Origin of the sequence: Paenibacillus tuaregi, assembly GCF_900086655.1 — a bacterium.
In the GTDB taxonomy this organism is placed as follows: domain Bacteria; phylum Bacillota; class Bacilli; order Paenibacillales; family Paenibacillaceae; genus Fontibacillus; species Fontibacillus tuaregi.
In genome coordinates, this window is sequence record NZ_LT575476.1 from 3,007,183 (window position 1) to 3,026,711 (window position 19,529).

Here is a 19,529-nt window from a genome sequence, read left to right on the forward strand (position 1 = left end):
TAATTATAAACGATTTAGCACGGGTAGAAAAAGTGCGAAAATCGTCTAAATAAGGATATTTTTAATTTTGACATTCTTGGAGCAATGCATAAACATCCGTATCATAGGCTATGCCAGCTTGATACATATAGTTCCTAAGAACCCCTTCTTTTTGAAAGCCCATTTTTGCCAGTAAAGTACTGGAGGCCGTATTGTCAGGGAACACAACAGCACCAATGCGGGTCAGACCCATATTATCAAAGCCATACGTTATAATTCTGGACACCGCCTCAGAAGCATAACCTTGCCTCCAGTAGTCCGGATGAATTTCATAGCCTATTTCGGCCCGTTTATGTTTGGTAGACCAAGCATTAAATCCAATGGTACCGATGATTCCCTTGGCTTCCTTCCTCTCAATCCCCCAGCGTATCCCTCTTTTTGCTTTGTAATTATCATCAAAAAACTCAACCAAGTCTTTGGCCTGCTTCACGTTCCGCAAAGTGTCCTGGCCATAATAACGTGTTACCTGTTTATTGGAGAAACAAGAGAAGATGTCCTTTGCATCGTCCTCAGTCAACTCTCTTAGGATTAATCTCTTAGTTTCTAATAGCGGAAACATATAAATCAACTCCCCCTTGCATTCAGGAATTTATTAACTTTGTTATAAATCGCAAAATCCAATTGACAAATATGTTATTAATTACTAGAATAACTTGTACAAGGTAAATATTTACATATATTTCTAAAGTATTCCTGTTTTTGCTATGAATAGCTGGCCAGCTTTCATATAACCTCATGAAATGCAGACAACTAACATTACATGAATGGGAGGCTTGTTTTATATGTTTAATAAAACCAAGATTCTCTTATCGTCACTGCTAGTTATGAGTATTGCGCCGCTCTATAGTGCTCATGCTGAAGCGCCCAAGAACGATAAGTTCAGTGCCTATATCCAAGAAGCAATCCAGGACGAGTTGGCACTGCATAACGTGCCTTCGGGTCTTAGACAATCGTTAAATGCCAACGGCTTGACAGCTTCATTGGATAGCATTCAGGATCCTGCCCTTAAGGACAATATCGAAAAGCTGCAGAATGCGGAAGTGACTATTGTCAATTTCGATAGTGATGGAGCATTCGTCTCTGCAGAGAACTCCGAACGTGGAGACATAACCAAGGATTTTGTTTTTGAAGAGAAGAAAGATACTGACGGGTCTTCTGAAAGAAATTCGTTATTTACATCTAACCATGACGTCTCCATTCAAGCCACCCCTAATCTTCCGGGCGGAGGAATACATCTTCAGAATAATGTATCAGGGGATGGAGCGTTTCACCGTTTGACTACCCCAGCAAGCTCAGCCAGCAAAAGCTATACGGGAGCAGTCGCAGATGATATCACTTTCCCCGCCTATGATATTGCAACAGCAAATAAATACGGTGAGGCAGGATATCTCTATACTGGATTTGACGGTGTTGGTGGAGGCTATGCAGAGGTAGGCTTTGGTACAGCTTCATCCTCAGTTGGTCAATATCCAACCGCATGGTTCCCATTATTCCACGGAACCCCTTCAACAGGTGCCACGAAAGAGAAAGGTCCCGGAAGCAGTGACATTGGCTATTGGTATGACACAAGCAAACCATATACCGCAGGCCAGACGGTTTCTGGATATAAGGTATACTACAAGACCAACGAGCCTTATCTTAAGCTTCGTTATCTGATTGGCAACAGCGAACTATATGTCGTGAATTACCCGAATGTTAAGAATCTGGACGGGATGAAAGTAAAACGTCTGACAACGATTGGTCAACCCAAACAAACCCCGCAGACGACACCTTTCCACGTAGGCTGGAGCACACCTGCGAAATGGGGTAATTACAGATTTTTGACCAATAACGGCACAAGCACAGCATATCCAGGTGAACTTGCTGGCCTCTCCGATCAGACTTGTCTGCATGGGGGCAAGATTTATTTCTTGAAAAATGTCATTTCATCTACTGACCGTGATGAATCTTACTGGATTTATCTCCCATAACTTGATTTCCCGCTTCGGTTAAGAAGCCGCCTTCGGCATACAACCCCATCGGTCCATCTTTAAGATGAACTTATGGGGGGGGCCGGAGGCTTTTTTGTATAAAAAACCTGAGTTCTGTTGAGTCGGCTTACTCCTGAATTAGGACTGAAGCAAGCCCTTGATAACGGGATCTTGTTTCAACATACGAATGATCACCGTGATGGCTTCCGCCCGAGTGAGGCGGCCATTTGGCAGGAAGCGGTTAACGCCCACCCCTTGAATTAATCCAGCAGCTGCGGCACCTTCAATATTTTTGCTGTCCCAATACTCAGGGGCTACGTCAATGAACCTGTTCCCAAGAGCTGATTTGTCATCCTGAAGGGTTACAATCTTCGACAGGATCGAAACCATCTCAGCCCGGTTGATCTGCTCATCCGCACGGAATTTTCCATCGGGATAGCTACTCAGGATACCCTTTGAAGCAAGAACCTCAATAAACTCCCTCGCCCATGAGTTCTTAATATCCGGATATGTATTCACACCACTTCCTTGCTCCAGAGCAAATGCTTTGACAACAAGCGCGCTGATCTCTGCTCTGGTAACCGGCGCATCCGGCTTAAAGGTTCCATTACCATAACCATTTACTATGCCAAGCCTGGAGGCTAGCGCAATATCATTGTTAGCCCAGTGCGATGCTGTATCCTTGAAACCGGTAGACTTCCCGGACTCCAAGGCTTTTTGAACAGCATCCTTCAGACGGTCCAGATCAACCAAATTGCTGAAAGCAGAAGGCTTCTTCGAAGGCAGGACTACCGGGTCCGGTGCAGCTGGCGGCTTCACAGGAATTGGGTTATCCGAAGACGATGAAGGCGGCACAGGATTCGGATTTGGGGTCGGATTTGAGCCTGGGTTCGGATTTTCGACGATTGGTTTAGGAGTTACCGTAAGGTTAATTCCTACAGATTGAGTCCCGTACACTGCGGTAATGACCGTAGTCCCTGCTTTAAGACCCGTTATAGTCCCGTTTGAAATACTGGCCAATTCCGGTGACTGAACAGTCCACTTCACCTTGGAGGTCACATCCGTTTCCGGTCCTTCCGAATAAAGAGCGGAAATCGCAACTGAGGCGGTCTGACCTGCTTGAACACTTACGGTTTGCGGTTTCGCGGTAATGCTCTTAAGCGCCTTGATTGTAACGTTCTTCGATACGCTGCCGCTATCAGCGACCCCGTCATTGACGTAGAAGCTGATTGTGCGGGCTGCCGTATGAGGAGCCGCTGCCTTATTGGTATAAACAACTGAACGTAAGGCGCTCTGCCACTGGGCTAATGTGGCTGATGTATCCGGTGAGGTTAAGGTTAATACACCAGTGCCTTGGTCGTAAGTGCCCGAAATATTCCCCATTGTCACTCCGTCATTGGTAAATGCAAGTCCATCTTCACCGGAATGAAAATTGCCTGTGATCGTGACAACTCCGCTTTTCAGAACCGGGCTGTCCGGATCTGCGACTGTTAATCCAGGGTCAACCGCGACAGGAATTGAAGCTGTATCATCCTCAGCTGTAAATGTGGTAGAGCCACCGCTTGCTGCCACGCTGGGAGCTTGGTTTACCGTGCCCAAGGTTACGTCTACGGTCTTCGTTGCACCGTTACTGCTATTCGTACCATCACTTACGCTGAAACTAATTGTACGGGTTAACGTATTCGGGGCGATCGACGTATTGCTATAAGTTACAGAGCGCAAGGCGCCTTGCCATTGGGATAAGGTGGCTGTTGCACCTGAAGAGGTTAATGTCAGTACGCCAGTGCCGCTATTATAGCTTCCTACTATATTTCCCATCGTTGTCCCATCATTGCTGAAACCCAGGACATCTTGCCCTGAATGAAAATTGCCCGTAAGGGAGACCGTGGCGCTGGACAGGGTTGTATTGTCCGAATCCGTTACTATCAGAACGCTGTCGATAGCGACTGGAGTCGCGGCGGGGCCAGCTGTAAAAGTCGCTGGACCACCGCTCGTGGTCACGATTGGCGTCTGATTCACAGCGGTCACAGTAACTGCTCTCGCTGCACTGTTGCTGTTATTCGTGCCATCATATGCGCTGAAACTAATCGTACGAGGCGAAGTATTTGGCGTAATGGCCACATTAGTATACGCTACAGAGCGTAAGGCGCTTTGCCACTCGGACAAGGTAGCTGTAGCACCTATAGATGTCAATGTGAGCACGCCAGTAGCGGTATTATAGCTTCCTACTATATTCCCCATGGTTGCCCCGTTATTAATGAAACGCAGAACGTCTTCCCCTAATCGAAAATTCCCCGTGATGGCGACCGTTGCGCTTTCAAGTGTAATACTGTCTGGATCTGTAATCGTCAAGCTGGAGTCAATAGTGACGGGGACCGGGCTCGTGTTATTGCCAGCCGTGAAGGCAGCCGATCCAATGGCTGTAATCACTGTAGGACTTTGAGTAGAACCGGCTGCTAAGGCTGTTGACGTATCGAAGCTCCCCATTCCGGCTTGTAGGGTCAGTGTGACCCCAACAATGAATGATGTTCTTTTCAGTATGTATTTCATCCCAAATTCCTCCTTCAATCTACCTCCACTTAGTATAGTCTATTAAATCCTATAGAGGCTACCAAGACTTAAGTGATAGTGGTTCCATAATTAGTCTATATCACATCATTTTTATATGAATACGCCCCTTCCTAATAACAAAAAACGTCAAGCCCTTCATAATCAAGGATCTTGACGTTCTGTTTATTTTTAAGGCTGCTGCCCTTCATTAATTTTCCGGATGATTTCAAGAGGAATCTTCGGCTTGCGGTCATAAGTAAGAAGTCCGTTAATCTCCTGCTCCACATCTGTCAGTTGGGTATAACAGATCCCTTGCAGCACTGGCGAGCTTAGAGCTGGAAGCACAACATCCGCCAGGCGTTTAATAAAGTCTTCATCACTGGAAGCTCCGGAGTAGCCCCATCCTTCCTGAAGACTGCCCTTCTTGAACGATATTCCCCCGAACTCGGTGAGCAGAATCGGCTGGCCTTCATAAGGGAAACCAGGAACCAGAATCCATCGATTCCCGGGGCGTGCGGAAAGAGTCTTGTCTACAGAAGAATAACGATCCTCCAGTACATCACGCCGCCATTCATAATCGTGTATCGTAACCAGGTCCGTCTTGACGAGTTCCCAGCCATCATTAGATATTACAAGGCGGGTAGTATCCAGCGATTTAGTCGTATGGTAAAGGGCAAGCGCATGCTGCTGCTGTGCTTTATCAATCAAAATGTCAGTGACACCCCAGCTCTCATTAAGCGGGACCCACGCCACAATACTAGGGTGGTTGTAATCGCGTTCTATGACCTGTATCCACTCCCGTGTAATCTGACCAGCATAATTCTCTGTAAATTTATAAGCATTGGCCATTTCCCCCCAAACCAACAGTCCCAGCTTATCGGCCCAATATAGATACCTTGGATCTTCAATTTTCTGATGCTTGCGCGCTCCATTAAAGCCCATTTCCTTAGTCAGCTCAACATCTCTGCGCAGATCCTCATCTGAAGGAGCGGTCAATATCCCCTCAGGGAAATACCCCTGGTCAAGAACTAGCTTCATATAATAAGGCCGGTTATTAAGCAGAACAACGCCGTCCTCAACGGAAATTTTGCGCATGCCGAAATAACTTGAGGCGGTATCTACGGCCTGGCCGTTAACAAGCAAAGTAAGCTCAATGTCATACAGATTTGGCTTTTCCGGTGACCACCAGCGGCCAAGGTGATGATCATTGAAATCCTGCAGTCTAATCCTGCGGAATTCGTTATTGCCGGATACGGAGAAAATATCTTCAGACACAAGCTCACCGGCAAACCGAATCACCGATTTCAGCTGAATCTTCCCTTCAGATAAGGGACCTTGAATAAAAGCTTGTAAGGCGATCTCATTGGTATCAATATCTGGCGTAAGCCGGATACGCTTCAGATGAGTCTCACTTACGGGTTCCAGCCATACCGTCTGCCATATCCCTGTTGTACGTGTATAGAATATGCCCATGGACTCCTCTTCCCAATACTGCTTGCCACGCGGGAGCGTAAAGTCCTGGCTGTAATCTACTGCCTTCACTATAACGGTATTATCCCCCTCCACGAGGACATCCGTAATATCCGCATGAAATGGGGTGTGACCGCCCTCATGGACCGCAACCAGGCATCCATTCACCCATACTTTGGCCTCATAATCCACGGCCCCGAAATGCAGAATCAGTCGTCTTCCCGCATATTCTTCTGGTATCGAGAAGTTCTTGCGGTACCAGACAATGTCATGAAACGAGGTGTCTCCTATGCCGCTTAACTGGCTCTGATAGCAGAAGGGGACTTGAATTTGCCGGGAGAAATCATGACCTCCTCGATACCAGCCTTCCTTCTCCCCCACGGAATCATCATCAAATTCAAAATCCCACTCCCCATTCAAGCTCATCCATTCTTTACGAACAAATTGTGGGCGTGGATACTCGTTACGCTTTGTTACTGTCATTCTTCTCTACTCCTTTATATATACCACTCATCCTTTAATGCCGGACAAGCTGATACCCTTAATAATTTGACGCTCGAAGATGAGGAACAAGATAATAATTGGAATGGAGGATAGCGTGTTGATTACCATAGGCTTTACATAATCTTCTGAATACTGACTCATCAAGGTCGGAATTCCCATCGGCAGTGTGAAGAACTTATCGTTCGTGATGGATAGAAATGGCCACAGGAAATTGTTCCACGAGCCAATAAAGGTCAGAATAGCCATAGATGCCAGTGCTGGACGGGTAAGCGGAAGCATAATGGTCAGGAAGATCCGCCAGGTCCCTCCCCCGTCAATTTGCACGCTTTCAATCAAATCGTTCGGAATTCCATCGAAAAAGCTTTTAAGTACAATAACAGCCATCGGAGAGGCCAACACGGTGAAAATCAGCCCCTGATACGAATTCAGCAAATGCATGTCTTTGGCAACCTGATACAGTGGAATAATAATGCCCTCACCTGGAATTAACAGACCGGCAAGTATGACAAAGAACATGACGGATCTGAAGCGGAACCTGATCTTAGACATCGCATAACCTGCCATTGCCGCGATTAGTACAGTTAAGATTGTAACGACTCCCGCTACAAAAAAGCTGTTCCATACCCATTGCAGCAGTTTGGTTCCACCGATGATTTGGGAATAAACCGCGAAGGAATACGGAGGAGTGAACCAATCAACCGTACCCGACACCTTCATCCCCTCCTCCTTAACAGAGACCACAATCATCCAGACTAACGGAATAAGGAACACGAAGGCAGCGGCCAGTGAAATTATTCGATATACCCATTTCATCCTTAGACTGCCTCCTTCCGATTGCTAATTACATATTGAATAATCGAGAGAACGAGCAGGATCGCAAACAGCATGTATGACATCGTTGCCGCATAACCGAGATCATTCTTACGGAAGCCGGTCTGATAGATATACTGGATAATCGGTCTTGTCGAATCCAGTGGACCGCCGCCTGTAATGATGTATATTTGCAGGAACACCTTGTAGGAAGCAATAATCTGCAGCATCAGTATGGTGCGGGTGATCGGATTCAACATAGGTAGGGTGATTCTCCAAAACATCTGACCCCGGGTTGCCCCATCTAGTGAAGCCGCTTCGTACATATCGTCCGGGATTTCTTGCATAGCAGATAAATACAGGATGAAATTAAAGCCAACCGTCCACCAGAGCGTTAGTGCAGCGATAGCAATCCAGGCAAGAGAAGGCTCAGTCAACCAGAACACTTCTTTGCCTTCCGGCAGAATCCCCAGTGCGTGAAGAAATCCGTTAATGAATCCCGTATACGGCTGGAACATGAACAGTCCTAGATAGGATGCCACGGAGACCGACAAGATGCTTGGGAGAAAAAAGGCGCTGCGATACAGCTTCTGCAGCCGGGATTTCCGGTTAGCTATCAGTGCCAGCCCAATAGCCAAAGCGATCATCGTTGGTGTTGTCAAAAATACAAATATGGTTGAATGCCAGACGGCTGCCCAGAATTGGTCGTCTTGAAACATTCGCTTAAAGTTGTCAAAACCGACATATTTCAGCTTTTTGATCAAGGTCCACTTGTAAAAGCTCATTTCAATACCTTTGATCATAGGCCATATCGTAAAGAGTACATATACAATAAGAAAAGGCAGCAGAAACAGGAGCGCCTGCATATCTATCCGAAGTTTTTTCATGCTTACTTCACCTCGTTTCGTGCTTCAGGCCGGCTTGGAGCAGGTTCTCACAAGCCGCCTGAAACGAAAGTCAAAGCTTGATTACTCGCTTAGAATCTTCGTAATTTCGGTCTGGATCTTACCAAAAGCATCGGTGCTTGACATCTTATTGGACCAAATTTCATTCAGATATTTGAACATCGCATTATCACGAATCTGCCAGTTCTTATCCGAATGTTTCGGGAATTTAACTGTACTTGCTACAGAGACATAGTCACTGCGGTAAGGCATTTCTTTGAATTCCGGTTTGTCGAACACTGCGGGTTTGGCTGGAATGTGGCCAGCTTTGGCCCAGATTTGCCCGTTGTCGGCGATCCAATTCGCGAAGATGAGTGCAGCTTTGCGTTTCTCAGGGTCTTCATTGGTGGTTGTTGGCAGGATGATCGTATGAGCATCCCCCCACGTTGCTTGTTGATCATAAATTTTAGGGATCGGCATTGCTCCGAACTCAAGACCTTTTGTCTTCTCCCAAGTCCCTGTAGCCCATACTCCAGTCATCATGATGGCAGCATTCCCGCTCTGGAATGTTTTGTAGAAATCCGGATCATTTAGCTTGATGAAGTTGTATTTATGATATAGGTCCTTGATATAATCGGCCGCCTTGACCGCCTTGGCCGTATCGATTTCCGGCGACTTCAGATCATCGGACACAACATCATTGCCCCCTTGCTGGGAATACAGTGCCCACCATAACCGGAAAGGATCGTCATTCGTGTTGGAGAGTGCAAAAGGGTATTTGCCTTTTGGCAGCTTTTCTTTGAGCGTGGTCAGAAATTTGATGAATCCGTCAGCCGATTGCTCAATGATCGGCTTGCCGTCCTCACCCAGAAGCCCGGCTGTCTTCAGAAGAGCTTTGTTGTAATACATAATGAAGGGATGTGTATCTATAGGAATTGCATAATGCTTGGTATCGTAGACGGAAGCATCCAGAATATTCTGATTAAATGTGCTCCAGTCAACCCCTGCTTCCTTCGCAGCTTCGTCCAGTTCGGTAGCAACACCTTGATTGATTAAGTCAGGTAGCCGGGAAATGTGGGAAATTCCGATATCAGGACCATTGCCTGCTCCAACTGCGGTAATAAGCTTCGTGTAGTATTCAGCCCATACCAGCTTTGTGTTTTTCACTTGGATATTCGGGTGTTCTTGGTTGAATTTGTCCACCAGCGCCTGCATATTGTCACCGTCACCGCCGTCAAACAGGGTCCAGAACGACAAGTTTACTTTCTCTCCGCTTCCGGTTGAAGCGGTTTCATTTGTTTTGTTGCTTGATGTACCACCGGAGTCTTTCGAAGAATTGTCACTGCTGCCACAAGCACTAAGGATAAGTGATAACAAGAATAGCGCACCAATCAATGTACTGAATTTCCTTCTCATGTGTACCCCCCAGTTTCTAAGTAAAGTATTTTAAGAACAAATAAATTGTTTTATTACATATTTTTTGTTCTTATACGGGTATATTAATGGTGATTTCACCAAATGTCAACGCATTCATTTAAAATAATTGTAACTAATTAATAAAAAAAGACTTTGTTACATGATTGATGTAACAAAGTCCTGTCCATTCATTCCGATATTGGATCATATTGAATTCTCATTTTAATATCCTGCTCATAATCTCCGAATTCTCTGCCAAATAGATTAACCCCACCTTTGTGCACAGCAGAAGGGTCAACACCGATGCGCAATTTCAAATAGGGTTGCGTTTCTAATTTAAGGTCGTTAATACCCACATCCGAAATTTTCTTCATGTCCAGCGTGGTTCTGTCCTCTTCTACCCTCCAGGTTTTGAGAAGGCCATACTGGGTTGTCCAATCCAACCACCATGAAGGATTTAGCTTCCCTCTGCGGTCTCCGAAATCTCCAGGACTGGTCCACATTCCAATCTCCACCCCATTGACCCACACCGATATGTCTGAGGGCCAATCATTATCATAATTAGGAGCCTCCGAACAAATCTCCATGGAGAATTCCAGTGATTTGATCTTCACTTGCTCTGGAAGCTCAAGCGGCAGCAAATATTCCAGATAACCTTGACGGAACCAGATGATTTGAGCGCTGATATGCTTCGGATGATAGAAGCTGGCAGGTTCGTCCTCGCGGATAAGCATCTCGTCCGAGTTAGCCATGCCACAGGTTGGGTAAACCTCACAGGTGCTGTAGTGACCGATCGGAAGTTCAATCTCATACAATCCGTAAGGAGCTTTATTAGACTGAATGGAAGGGTTCAGGTTCATATGAATATCATCGTAGGTCCGGGTACATACCTTCATAGCCCCACGAACCGCAGGCAGTAACTCAGTGGTTAGAAGCTGGGCAGCCTCTAGTATCTTGACATTATTCGCTACTGTCGATACAGGCAGCTGTAATTCTTCCGCAATCTCAATAATATTCATGCTTCTCGTATTAAGCAATCGGAGCATATCAACCCGGGCCCGCGTAGACAGCGCATGCGCAACCGCAACTAATTTATCAGGGTCCTTCACACTTAAATCAAGCATCTCTACCTCTCCTTCTTATCCTGCCTGATGCAGATGGCCGCAGCTTAAGCCTGGAGCAGCATACGCAGAATCGAAGTTTTGTTTGATTAATCCTACAAAAAAGTGTAACCCTTTTTAGCCTGAACAAGCAAGATATTTGTAATAAAACAAAAATCCGATACCATTTATGAAATCATGATTATCCAGTCAGCAAATTTCCATTTTGCGGTATACTAGACTAGGCTCAAATTCAACCTTCACTTTTTAGCGCGAAAAGAGATGAGGAATATATTGAATCCTAATTATCAATTAACCGTTAAGGAAGTTTTAGAGAGGCATCATTTTAAGCATGCCTACATTGCCGCCGGCGAGAAGGGCTTGAATCGCCCGGTCCGCTGGGTTCATATCATTGAAGTCATAGACTTTGAGGAACTCCTGCAGGGGGAAGAAATGATATTGACCACCGGAGCAGCATTCAAGAAGGATATCGGGTTATTTCAGCTGTATATGAACCAGCTCATCAAGCGGAATGTATCCTGCTTATGTATCGAAATGGGCCACTATGTGAACTCAGTTCTCGAAGAATGGATTACGCTCGCGGAGGAGCACGAGCTCCCTTTAATTATTTTTCCCCAGTCTGTCCGGTTTATTGATATTACCCAGGACATTCATTCTTATCTGATCAATCAGCACCATCAGGTGCTTAGGGGATTGGAGAAAGTATCCCGTGAGTTTCACCGGATGACCCTTACTTCTCAAGGCGTTTCCCAGGTGCTTCAACTGCTTCATAGCAGCATTAAATCACAGGTCATCTACTTGCCGTCGGATGGCAGTCCCACTTTCGTGCCGCAAATGGAACGCAGTGAAGCCAAAGAGTGGCTGGAAACGTTAAAGAATCTCCTAGAAAAGGAAGCCCGGGATTCATTCTCTCCTCTCCTAAAGGAATGGAATGAGAGAACTCTGATTGCCCAGCCGGTCGGTGCTCTTGGTAAGACGTGGGCGCATCTCGTCATTCTTCTAGACCGCAAGCCCCAGGAATTTGAATATCTGATTCTCGACTCGGCTTCACTGTCCATCGCTCAGGATATACTTCGCAAAAGATATATGGAAGAACGCAAGCTCTACTCCCAAACGTTATGGGTGGACGATCTGCTCCATCTGCGAATTCGTGAGGAAGAACAGATTAAAGTATTAATTGGAACGGATTTCGGCATACTGAATGAGCTGAATTGTTATGTATGTCTAATTGATTTTGGCCTGGAACAGGATACCCGCAAAATTTCGGAAACCTCCGGTATAGAAACGGACGGTATCCATCTGTCCCTTGGCGTTCGCTCCATATTTGAGCAGTATGCCTTTCATCCGTTGATCACCTTGCAGAATAACAGGCTGGTTGTCATGATATTTGACAGAGTCGGCGGCAAATCTGCCAAGCTGAGACTGCGGCATGCCTTTCAATTGATCCAGGAGTTGAAATCAGATGAGGATATGAGGCTGACCATTGGCATAGGGCAGGCTTACAAAGGATTTATGCAGGCTTATGTCAGCTATCAAGAAGCGATTCAGGCCATCTCCCTGTCACCCACACTGCACCAGGATGTCCTGTTTTTTGACGAGCTTGGAGTTTTTCAACTGCTGTTTAACATTACAGACAAACAAATTATGCATGTGTTCATTGATAGATACCTCGGCCCAATCCTTGATTATGATAAGAAAAGGGGCAGCCAGCTCCTGAGAACGTTAAAAGTCTACCTGGATTGTGACGGCTCCAAGCAGATCGCCGCGCAGCAGCTTTTTGTCGTAAGGCAATCCTTATACTACCGTCTGGAGAAAATCGAAGAATTGCTCGGCCAAGATTACATGTCTCCAGAGAACCGGTTGGCCCTCCAAGTGGCCATACGCGCTTATCAACTGCTTCATCCTGAATTGTCAATGTAAAAATTAACTGACAGCTTTCCTTACAAATTGTCCAGTGGAGATCACCTTTACGAGGTCTATAATTAAATTTAAATCCAGGCACGCTACCCATAGGGGACCTGTCAAGAGAGGAAGATTTACCATGATTATAGGCGTTCCAAAGGAAATCAAAAACAACGAGTACCGAGTGGGCATGACACCAAGCTCCGTGCTGTCTTACACCCATGCTGGCCATGAGGTCTGGGTTGAGACCGGGGCTGGCGCCGGGATCGGATATATGGATGAGGATTTCGCCAAAGCAGGTGCCAAAATAAAAGATCATGCGGCTGAAGTATGGTCCGCCGAGATGGTTGTCAAGGTTAAAGAGCCTCTCCCGGAGGAATATAGCTTCTTCCGCGAAGGTTTGATTTTGTACACTTACCTTCACCTTGCTCCCGAGAAGGAACTGACCCAAGCGCTTGTGGAGAAGAAAGTAACCGCAATTGCATATGAAACGATACAGCTTGATAATGGCAGTCTTCCCCTGCTCACGCCTATGAGTGAAGTGGCTGGACGAATGTCCATTCAGATCGGGGTACATTTCCTGGAAAAGGCTCATGGCGGCAAAGGAATTCTGCTAAGCGGTGTTCCTGGTGTGGAGCCGGCGAAAGTAGCCGTAATCGGCGGAGGCATCGTGGGCACGAATGCAGCTAAAATGGCTGCCGGCCTTGGGGCGGATGTTAGCATCGTTGACCTTAACCCGGATCGCTTGCGTCACTTGGACGACCAATTCAACGGACGGGTCAAAACCGTAATGTCCAATCCTTATAATATTGCCGAAGTTGTCCGGAATGCCGACCTGGTTGTAGGTGCCGTATTAATTCCTGGTGCCCGCGCTCCACGACTGGTAACGGAAGAAATGGTGAAATCCATGAGTCCTGGCTCCGTAATCGTTGATGTTGCTATTGATCAAGGGGGTTCTATTGAAACCATTGACCGGATTACCACACACGATAATCCGACCTATGTAAAGCATGACGTGATCCATTATGCGGTGGCGAACATACCGGGTGCTGTTGCACGCACTTCCACCTTGGCACTTACCAACGTAACCACACCCTATGGGCTTCAGATAGCCAACAAGGGGTACGCGCGTGCCGCGTTGGACAACAAAGCGATAGCCAAAGGAATCAATGTTGTAGGCGGTTATGTATCGTACAAAGCGGTTGCCGAGGCTCATGGCTACGAATATAAAGATGTTTATGATTTGCTGAACCAATAAAGTGTATTTAAAAGGAACGGGGTCGTCACTAAAGACGACCCCTGATTTTGTTTAAGAGTCCGGTTGTGCTCGCGAAAAGGCTCCGAAGGCGTATGCTGCACCCATCGCTGCAGGTTAAATTCAGTTGACAATTTTATCCGTTTACACCTTTACATTAATGTGCTAATTTGATGATGTGCCCTAAATTATGGTAAAGGATGTGTAATAATGAAGAGTAGAGTTTTAGCCATGTTGTTCCTCTGTTTCGCCCTATTTATTGTTGTACCTCTATCCGCATCGGCTGCTACAAGTGTACAGGCTACAGGTCAAGGCCAGTTAGTGATTTCGGCGAATTTCTCAGGTTCGACGTACGCAGAAGTTTATGTTAGCAACCAATATGGACAAGAAGTATACGACAAGATCTTTACCTCTGCTGGCGGAAGTGGAACGATCAATGCTTCAATTCCGAACTTACCATACGGCACTTACAAGATTATTATTGGCGGACAGGCTATCACTGTCTCCAATCTGCATTATGGGTTCCAATAGTACACACAAAAAGCCTCGGATTCGAGGCTTTTTTTATTAGGATGCTTTACGGGTTCCCGCTTTAAGAAGCCTGCGCATGCTAATCCAGCTGATTATCGGAGCCGTGCCTAGAGCCAAGATAAGCCACGTTAAAGTGCTCGTTGTTTGACTGAAGGACAGGATTAGAATAAAAACAAGTGTGCCCCCGATTCTTCCAGCCATCAGGCTGAGTTCACGCAGAACAACCAGTTCTACCCGCTTGTCCACATTCTCCCCACTTGTGCCCATCAGGTCAAAACCCGCCGATACCATAGGTAAAATATACAAAGGCAGAAACAGGGACGTCCCAATCCCAAAAATAAGCAAGGTATTATACCCGACCTTCCACAGCAAGGGCAGAATAACCAAAACAAGCAGAATCGCACCGACCAGGGTGCCCATGTAGCGATGCTTCGGCTTGAACCATTTTCCGGCGAGCCAGAAGCTGCCCAGCCCTACGGCCGAAGTGATAAATGAGAATTGTCCGAGCTTGGACTCCTGTGTTGTAGCAACATAGACAAGCAAGTTGATTAAGAAGGAGAATACACCTTCTCGCACTCCTTGTGCGGCAAGAGCCGGTGCGACGAGCCGCCAGGGGTCCCCTTTGCTGGACAAACGCCGGAACGGTTCCAGCCATTTGTAAGTTCCCTGCACCTTACGTTTTTTCAAGAAAAAACTTAACACAACACTGACCGCATATATACCCAGCGATATCGTAAAGATGACACGGTAACCTTGATCATCCTCTAGCCGGGATATAATCCAACCGGATAACAAAGGACCTACAATACCAGTCACTGAACCAAGGAGTCCCACCCAACCGTTGAACAGATCGCGGTTATCCGGGTCCGTTACCTCAAAGTACACTACATTGAAAGCAAGCCAGAACAGACCGAGGGCGGTTCCAAGCAGGATGCCAAGCGGCCATATGTAATTTACGGCTTCCCTGCCGGCCCATAACACCAACAAATAAAACAATCCCGTCACCGCGGTTCCAAGCCGCAGCGCATTCATTTTGTTATGCTCTTTCACCCACTTGCCTGCAATCCAAAATGTAAGTCCCAGCGCTATTTGTTGACTGATGGTAAACCAACCGATCATCGAATAATCCTGCTTGCTTTTCCATAAGTACACATTCAAGAACGTCCCCGATAACGCTCCAGCAAGCACAAACAATCCATTCACGCTCAGGAGCAGAATAGACTGTTTGTTCAGCGATATTTTCATGGAATCCCCCTCAAACTTGAACCATTCTACGGTTAATATGCCCAATGTAAGCACAAACCATGTTATTCGGGTCTGCAAATGGTCAACATTAGAGCCGCGTTTTCCACAGCTTCGAGAGATGCACTATCCCTGTACCGCCACCCTCTGATCTTACTGTTATTTAAGAGTGGAGATGCGCCCCGTTGGTTCGGATCACCTCACGGTACCAGTCGAAACTGTCCTTTTTGATTCTCCGAAGTGATCTTTCCTCCGTTTCGTTGCGGTCGATATATACGAATCCATACCGTTTCTGGTAGCCGTTCAACCAGCTAAGCACATCGGTAAAGGACCAGCTGCAATACCCGATTAAATTCACCCCATCGTTAATCGCCTGCTGGCATTGAAGCAGATGGGACTTCAGGTAATCAATCCGGTAATCATCATGAATCTTATCATCTGATTCCAGCTTATCAAATTCACCGAGGCCGTTCTCCGTGATGAATACAGGCAGACCATACCGGCTCGTAATCCGCCGCAGTCCAATCCTCAGGCCGATGGGATCAATCGCCCAGTCCCAATTGGATGTCTCAAGGTTGGGGTTTGAGGTTGTCTTGTACAAGCCGGGAATCCCGGTTGATTGATTGCTTCCTTTTTGCCCTGTTGTATTCATCCTGCCCTCGGTCACTCCGCCAAGTGGATTATCACCATAAGTGATTGTCTGGTAGTAATTAACGCCCACGAAATCCGGCTTCCCCTGCCGCAGCAGCTCCAGATCACCTTCCTCAAATTCAGGGGCCAGCCCATGTTCATGCAGATAGCGCAGCGGAATTTGCGGATATTGTCCAAGGCAGTATACATCCAGCCACCAGTAATTCGTAAACTCCTCCGCATTCTCGAAAGCCAGCATGTCCTCCGGCTTGCTTGAAGAGGGGTAGGCTGGGGAGTATGCAAAGCTCGGGCCGATCTTCCCGCCCGGCACATATTTGCGGAAAGACTGAATCACCTTGGCATTGGCTAAGAAGGCATGGTGATTCGCCTGATAGAAGCGTTTGCGGTCTTTAACACCAGGCGGATGCATAGCCGTAATAAATCCGTGGTTGGTATTATAATTTTGCTCGTTGAGCGATACCCAGTATTTTACCCTGTCCCCATAACGCTCAAATAAAGTAATGCAATACCGGTTGAAATCGTCAATGATCCGTCTTGACTCCCAAGCTCCATACTCATCCATGAGTGCCTGGGGAACATCCCAATGGTACAAAGTAAGCACTGGCTCAATACCGTTAGCAAGTAGTTCATCGATCAATTGGTCATAGAACCTTAGGCCAGCCTCGTTCACTTCGCCATAACCAGAAGGATAGATTCGCGGCCAGCTTACCGAGAAGCGGTAAGCCTTCAGCCCAATTTCGGCCATTAGGGCAACATCTTCCCGGTATCTGTGATAATGATCCATGGCGACATTACCGTTGCTTCCTTGATAAGTCTTCCCTTCGATCTTCGTAAATACATCCCACACAGACAGTCCCTTCCCGTCTTCGTTCCAAGCACCTTCAATTTGATAGGCTGCCGAGGCTGAACCCCACAGGAACCCCTGTGGAAATGGCTTTAACTCGCTGTGAATCAGGGTAATCTCTCCTTTACATTGATAATTACTCTTCTGATTAGTTTACCCAGCATCCCTAACGAAACCGCACAGAATCCATCATAAGTTTACTGGATGCAAAAAGCCTCATTCCTTATTGCAAGGAATGAAGCTTTTAATCTGATCTTTTAAGATAACTGCCAGTTATAACACAGTTTCAATTCAACCTATAGGCTGCGCTTGGCCACCAAAACCTCATATGGAGCCGCCGTCCAGCCCTGGCTTAAGTCAATATCGCGTGTAACAGCCGACCATCCCTCTAACGGGGCAACAACTTGAGCTTCTCCAGTGAAATTCAGCAGAAACAGATATTCAACCTCTGAATTCGAACGGGAGGTTACATATACACCTTGCGGCATATCCGTATCAACCGGACGATAAACGGTGAGCTGGCGAATCAGATCCTTGTAGAAATCATCGTAAAATCCGGGTTCGAACCTGCTCCCAATATAATAAGTCTTACCTTTTCCGTAGCTATTGCGGGTCAGCACAGGACGCCCGGCATAGTAATCATCGGTATAGACCATCAAAACCTCGGCCCCATTAAGATTCAGCTGGTCACAGAGCTTGGAGCAGGAATACGATCCTTGAAGGGCTATGCCTTCTTCCTCTGAAACCATACAGCCATGGTTAAGCTCATGGTCATACAAACCGTCGATTTCTTCGCTGACAACCCCGGCTACATCTGTCAGCTGATGCGGAGCATCACCCAGATGTACAAGGTCGTTCTCGTTCACGATGCCGCTCCAGTAGGTCATCACAAGCGTGCCGCCCTGTTCCACGAAGCTGCGAAGCTTCTGTTCGAAGCCGGAACGCTGCATGTAGAGCATCGGAGCAACCACTAGCTTATAATTATGGATGTCACATTCCATATCTACGAAGTCCACGTTAATTCCCTGCTTAGTCAGCGCTCCATAATGCAATTGAACCTCTTCCTTATAGCCCATGCCTAGATTCCGTGGACCTTGGGCGTCTTCGACAGCCCATTTGTTCTCCCAATCATAGACGATGGCTACCTCAGCGGACTTTCCGGTGTCTGCCACCCCCGCCAGTTCATGAAGGAGGCTTCCAAGCTCAGCCACTTCCTGAAATACGCGTGTGTTTGGACCGCCATCATGGGATACGACCGCACCATGAAATTTCTCACTGGAACCGCGGCTTTTACGCCACTGGAAGTACTGAACCGAATTGGAGCCATGGGCTACAGCCTGCATGGAAGACAAGAGGTGCATGCCTGGCTTCTTCAGCTTGGATACCCCCTGCCAGTTCGTGCTGCTTGGCGAGCTTTCCATTAACAAGAACGGTTTACGCTGGATCGACCACATCAGATCATGATACATGGCGGTATCCATCGCGATCTCGGCATCAGGCCGCTTGTGCCATGTCGGATAGTTATCCCAGGATACGATATCCACGGTATCTTTGAACTTGAAGTAATTTAGCCCTTCATAGTAATACATAAAATTCGTGGTCACAGGAATTTCCGGATTGCCCATCTTTACAGCCTGGATTTCATGCTTCATGAAATCCAGCGTCTGATTGGTGACGAACCGCTTCCAATCCAGGTTCATCCCATGGGTCGCATTCTCGCCATGAGGTGCCGGGGATTCGATCTGCGCCCACTCCGTGTAAGTATGACTCCAGAATGTGGTCCACCACTGCTCATTCAAACGATCAAGCGTCCCATGCTTCTGTCTTAACCAGGACCGAAACGCCTCTTGGCACAGCTCACAGTGACACTCTCCTCCGTATTCATTGGAAATGTGCCAGAGCTGAACGGCCGGGTGCTTTCCATAACGCTCGGCTAATTGCCTGTTGATCTGTCCAATCTTCTCCCGGTAAACCGGAGACGTGTAACAATGATTGTGGCGTGCCCCGTAGCGGTTACGCTGCCCATTGGCAGCAACTCTCAGCACCTCGGGATATTTCTGTGCAAGCCATGCGGGCCGGGCTCCAGAAGGCGTTGCCAGGAAGATGGAAATATCATGCGCATGCAGGGTCTCGATCACTTGATCCATCCACTCCCACGCATAACGACCTTCCTCCGGCTCCAATGCGGCCCAGGAGAAGATGCCGATGGACATCACATTACAGCCCGCCTGTTTCATAAGCTGGACATCCTGCTCTAATATCTGGGGATCACTCAACCACTGCTCCGGATTATAGTCCGCACCGTGCAGCAGCCGGTCCCGAAACCGTTCTTTCATTCCA

The 19,529-nt window shown here is 47.1% G+C and carries 14 protein-coding genes; 4 read left to right on the forward strand and 10 right to left on the reverse strand.

All coding sequences use genetic code 11. From position 1 onward, the window contains the following. Positions 1-61: 61 nt before the first annotated feature. Positions 62-598, reverse strand: coding sequence for a GNAT family N-acetyltransferase (locus tag BN6628_RS13615; protein WP_068618268.1), 537 nt, complete (start codon positions 596-598; stop codon positions 62-64). Between the two features lie 223 nt (positions 599-821). Here BN6628_RS13615 and BN6628_RS13620 point away from each other — a divergent pair, with 223 nt between their 5' ends. After that, complete coding sequence (locus BN6628_RS13620) at positions 822-2,009, forward strand: hypothetical protein (RefSeq protein WP_068618270.1); 1,188 nt, start codon at positions 822-824, stop codon at positions 2,007-2,009. Positions 2,010-2,147: 138 nt separating this feature from the next. Here the strand turns inward: BN6628_RS13620 and BN6628_RS13625 are convergent, their stop codons facing one another. From BN6628_RS13625 to BN6628_RS13650, 6 genes are all read right to left on the reverse strand, one after another. Then, the gene (locus BN6628_RS13625) at positions 2,148-4,559 is read right to left on the reverse strand and encodes an S-layer homology domain-containing protein (protein ID WP_068618272.1); all 2,412 of its coding nucleotides are present in this window, start codon (positions 4,557-4,559) and stop codon (positions 2,148-2,150) included. Between the two features lie 189 nt (positions 4,560-4,748). Further along, complete coding sequence (locus BN6628_RS13630) at positions 4,749-6,512, reverse strand: glycoside hydrolase family 2 protein (protein WP_068618274.1); 1,764 nt, start codon at positions 6,510-6,512, stop codon at positions 4,749-4,751. Positions 6,513-6,539: 27 nt separating this feature from the next. Further along, entirely contained in the window at positions 6,540-7,346 is an 807-nt protein-coding gene (locus tag BN6628_RS13635; RefSeq protein ID WP_068618277.1) for a carbohydrate ABC transporter permease, read from the reverse strand. 2 nt (positions 7,347-7,348) lie between these two features. Next, positions 7,349-8,230, reverse strand: a complete 882-nt coding sequence (locus BN6628_RS13640; protein WP_068618279.1) for a carbohydrate ABC transporter permease — start codon at positions 8,228-8,230, stop codon at positions 7,349-7,351. Between the two features lie 81 nt (positions 8,231-8,311). Next, positions 8,312-9,643 carry an ABC transporter substrate-binding protein gene (locus BN6628_RS13645; protein ID WP_068618281.1) on the reverse strand — a complete coding sequence of 444 codons (1,332 nt, stop codon included), beginning with the start codon at positions 9,641-9,643 and terminating at the stop codon, positions 8,312-8,314. 188 nt (positions 9,644-9,831) lie between these two features. Then, positions 9,832-10,767 (reverse strand): ArsR/SmtB family transcription factor, encoded by a 936-nt coding sequence (locus BN6628_RS13650; RefSeq protein WP_068618283.1) that lies wholly within the window; start codon positions 10,765-10,767, stop codon positions 9,832-9,834. A gap of 270 nt (positions 10,768-11,037) precedes the next feature. Here BN6628_RS13650 and BN6628_RS13655 point away from each other — a divergent pair, with 270 nt between their 5' ends. From BN6628_RS13655 to BN6628_RS13665, 3 genes are all read left to right on the forward strand, one after another. Continuing rightward, positions 11,038-12,684 (forward strand): PucR family transcriptional regulator, encoded by a 1,647-nt coding sequence (locus tag BN6628_RS13655; RefSeq protein WP_235847643.1) that lies wholly within the window; start codon positions 11,038-11,040, stop codon positions 12,682-12,684. A gap of 121 nt (positions 12,685-12,805) precedes the next feature. Further along, on the forward strand, positions 12,806-13,924 hold the full coding sequence (gene ald / locus BN6628_RS13660) for an alanine dehydrogenase (RefSeq protein WP_068618287.1): 1,119 nt from the start codon (positions 12,806-12,808) through the stop codon (positions 13,922-13,924). A 207-nt stretch (positions 13,925-14,131) separates the two neighbouring features. Further along, positions 14,132-14,452, forward strand: a complete 321-nt coding sequence (locus tag BN6628_RS13665; protein WP_068618289.1) for a hypothetical protein — start codon at positions 14,132-14,134, stop codon at positions 14,450-14,452. Positions 14,453-14,488: 36 nt separating this feature from the next. On the opposite strand, the gene BN6628_RS13670 is transcribed toward BN6628_RS13665, so the two are convergent. From BN6628_RS13670 to BN6628_RS13680, 3 genes are all read right to left on the reverse strand, one after another. Beyond that, on the reverse strand, positions 14,489-15,697 hold the full coding sequence (locus BN6628_RS13670) for an MFS transporter (RefSeq protein WP_068618291.1): 1,209 nt from the start codon (positions 15,695-15,697) through the stop codon (positions 14,489-14,491). Positions 15,698-15,857: 160 nt separating this feature from the next. Continuing rightward, the gene (locus BN6628_RS13675) at positions 15,858-17,300 is read right to left on the reverse strand and encodes a glycoside hydrolase family 1 protein (protein WP_068618293.1); all 1,443 of its coding nucleotides are present in this window, start codon (positions 17,298-17,300) and stop codon (positions 15,858-15,860) included. 185 nt (positions 17,301-17,485) lie between these two features. Further along, positions 17,486-19,525 (reverse strand): beta-galactosidase, encoded by a 2,040-nt coding sequence (locus BN6628_RS13680; protein ID WP_068618294.1) that lies wholly within the window; start codon positions 19,523-19,525, stop codon positions 17,486-17,488. Between the last annotated feature and the right edge of the window lie 4 nt (positions 19,526-19,529).

What these genes read in the sequence shown, in the direction of transcription:
- BN6628_RS13670 (WP_068618291.1), bottom strand. Translation starts at nt 15,697, where the DNA reads ATGAAAATATCGCTGAACAAACAGTCTATTCTGCTCCTGAGCGTGAAT.
- BN6628_RS13650 (WP_068618283.1), bottom strand. Translation starts at nt 10,767, where the DNA reads ATGCTTGATTTAAGTGTGAAGGACCCTGATAAATTAGTTGCGGTTGCG.
- BN6628_RS13630 (WP_068618274.1), bottom strand. Translation starts at nt 6,512, where the DNA reads ATGACAGTAACAAAGCGTAACGAGTATCCACGCCCACAATTTGTTCGT.
- BN6628_RS13665 (WP_068618289.1), top strand. Translation starts at nt 14,132, where the DNA reads ATGAAGAGTAGAGTTTTAGCCATGTTGTTCCTCTGTTTCGCCCTATTT.
- BN6628_RS13635 (WP_068618277.1), bottom strand. Translation starts at nt 7,346, where the DNA reads ATGAAATGGGTATATCGAATAATTTCACTGGCCGCTGCCTTCGTGTTC.
- BN6628_RS13620 (WP_068618270.1), top strand. Translation starts at nt 822, where the DNA reads ATGTTTAATAAAACCAAGATTCTCTTATCGTCACTGCTAGTTATGAGT.
- ald (WP_068618287.1), top strand. Translation starts at nt 12,806, where the DNA reads ATGATTATAGGCGTTCCAAAGGAAATCAAAAACAACGAGTACCGAGTG.
- BN6628_RS13640 (WP_068618279.1), bottom strand. Translation starts at nt 8,230, where the DNA reads ATGAAAAAACTTCGGATAGATATGCAGGCGCTCCTGTTTCTGCTGCCT.
- BN6628_RS13645 (WP_068618281.1), bottom strand. Translation starts at nt 9,643, where the DNA reads ATGAGAAGGAAATTCAGTACATTGATTGGTGCGCTATTCTTGTTATCA.
- BN6628_RS13615 (WP_068618268.1), bottom strand. Translation starts at nt 598, where the DNA reads ATGTTTCCGCTATTAGAAACTAAGAGATTAATCCTAAGAGAGTTGACT.
- BN6628_RS13680 (WP_068618294.1), bottom strand. Translation starts at nt 19,525, where the DNA reads ATGAAAGAACGGTTTCGGGACCGGCTGCTGCACGGTGCGGACTATAAT.
- BN6628_RS13625 (WP_068618272.1), bottom strand. Translation starts at nt 4,559, where the DNA reads ATGAAATACATACTGAAAAGAACATCATTCATTGTTGGGGTCACACTG.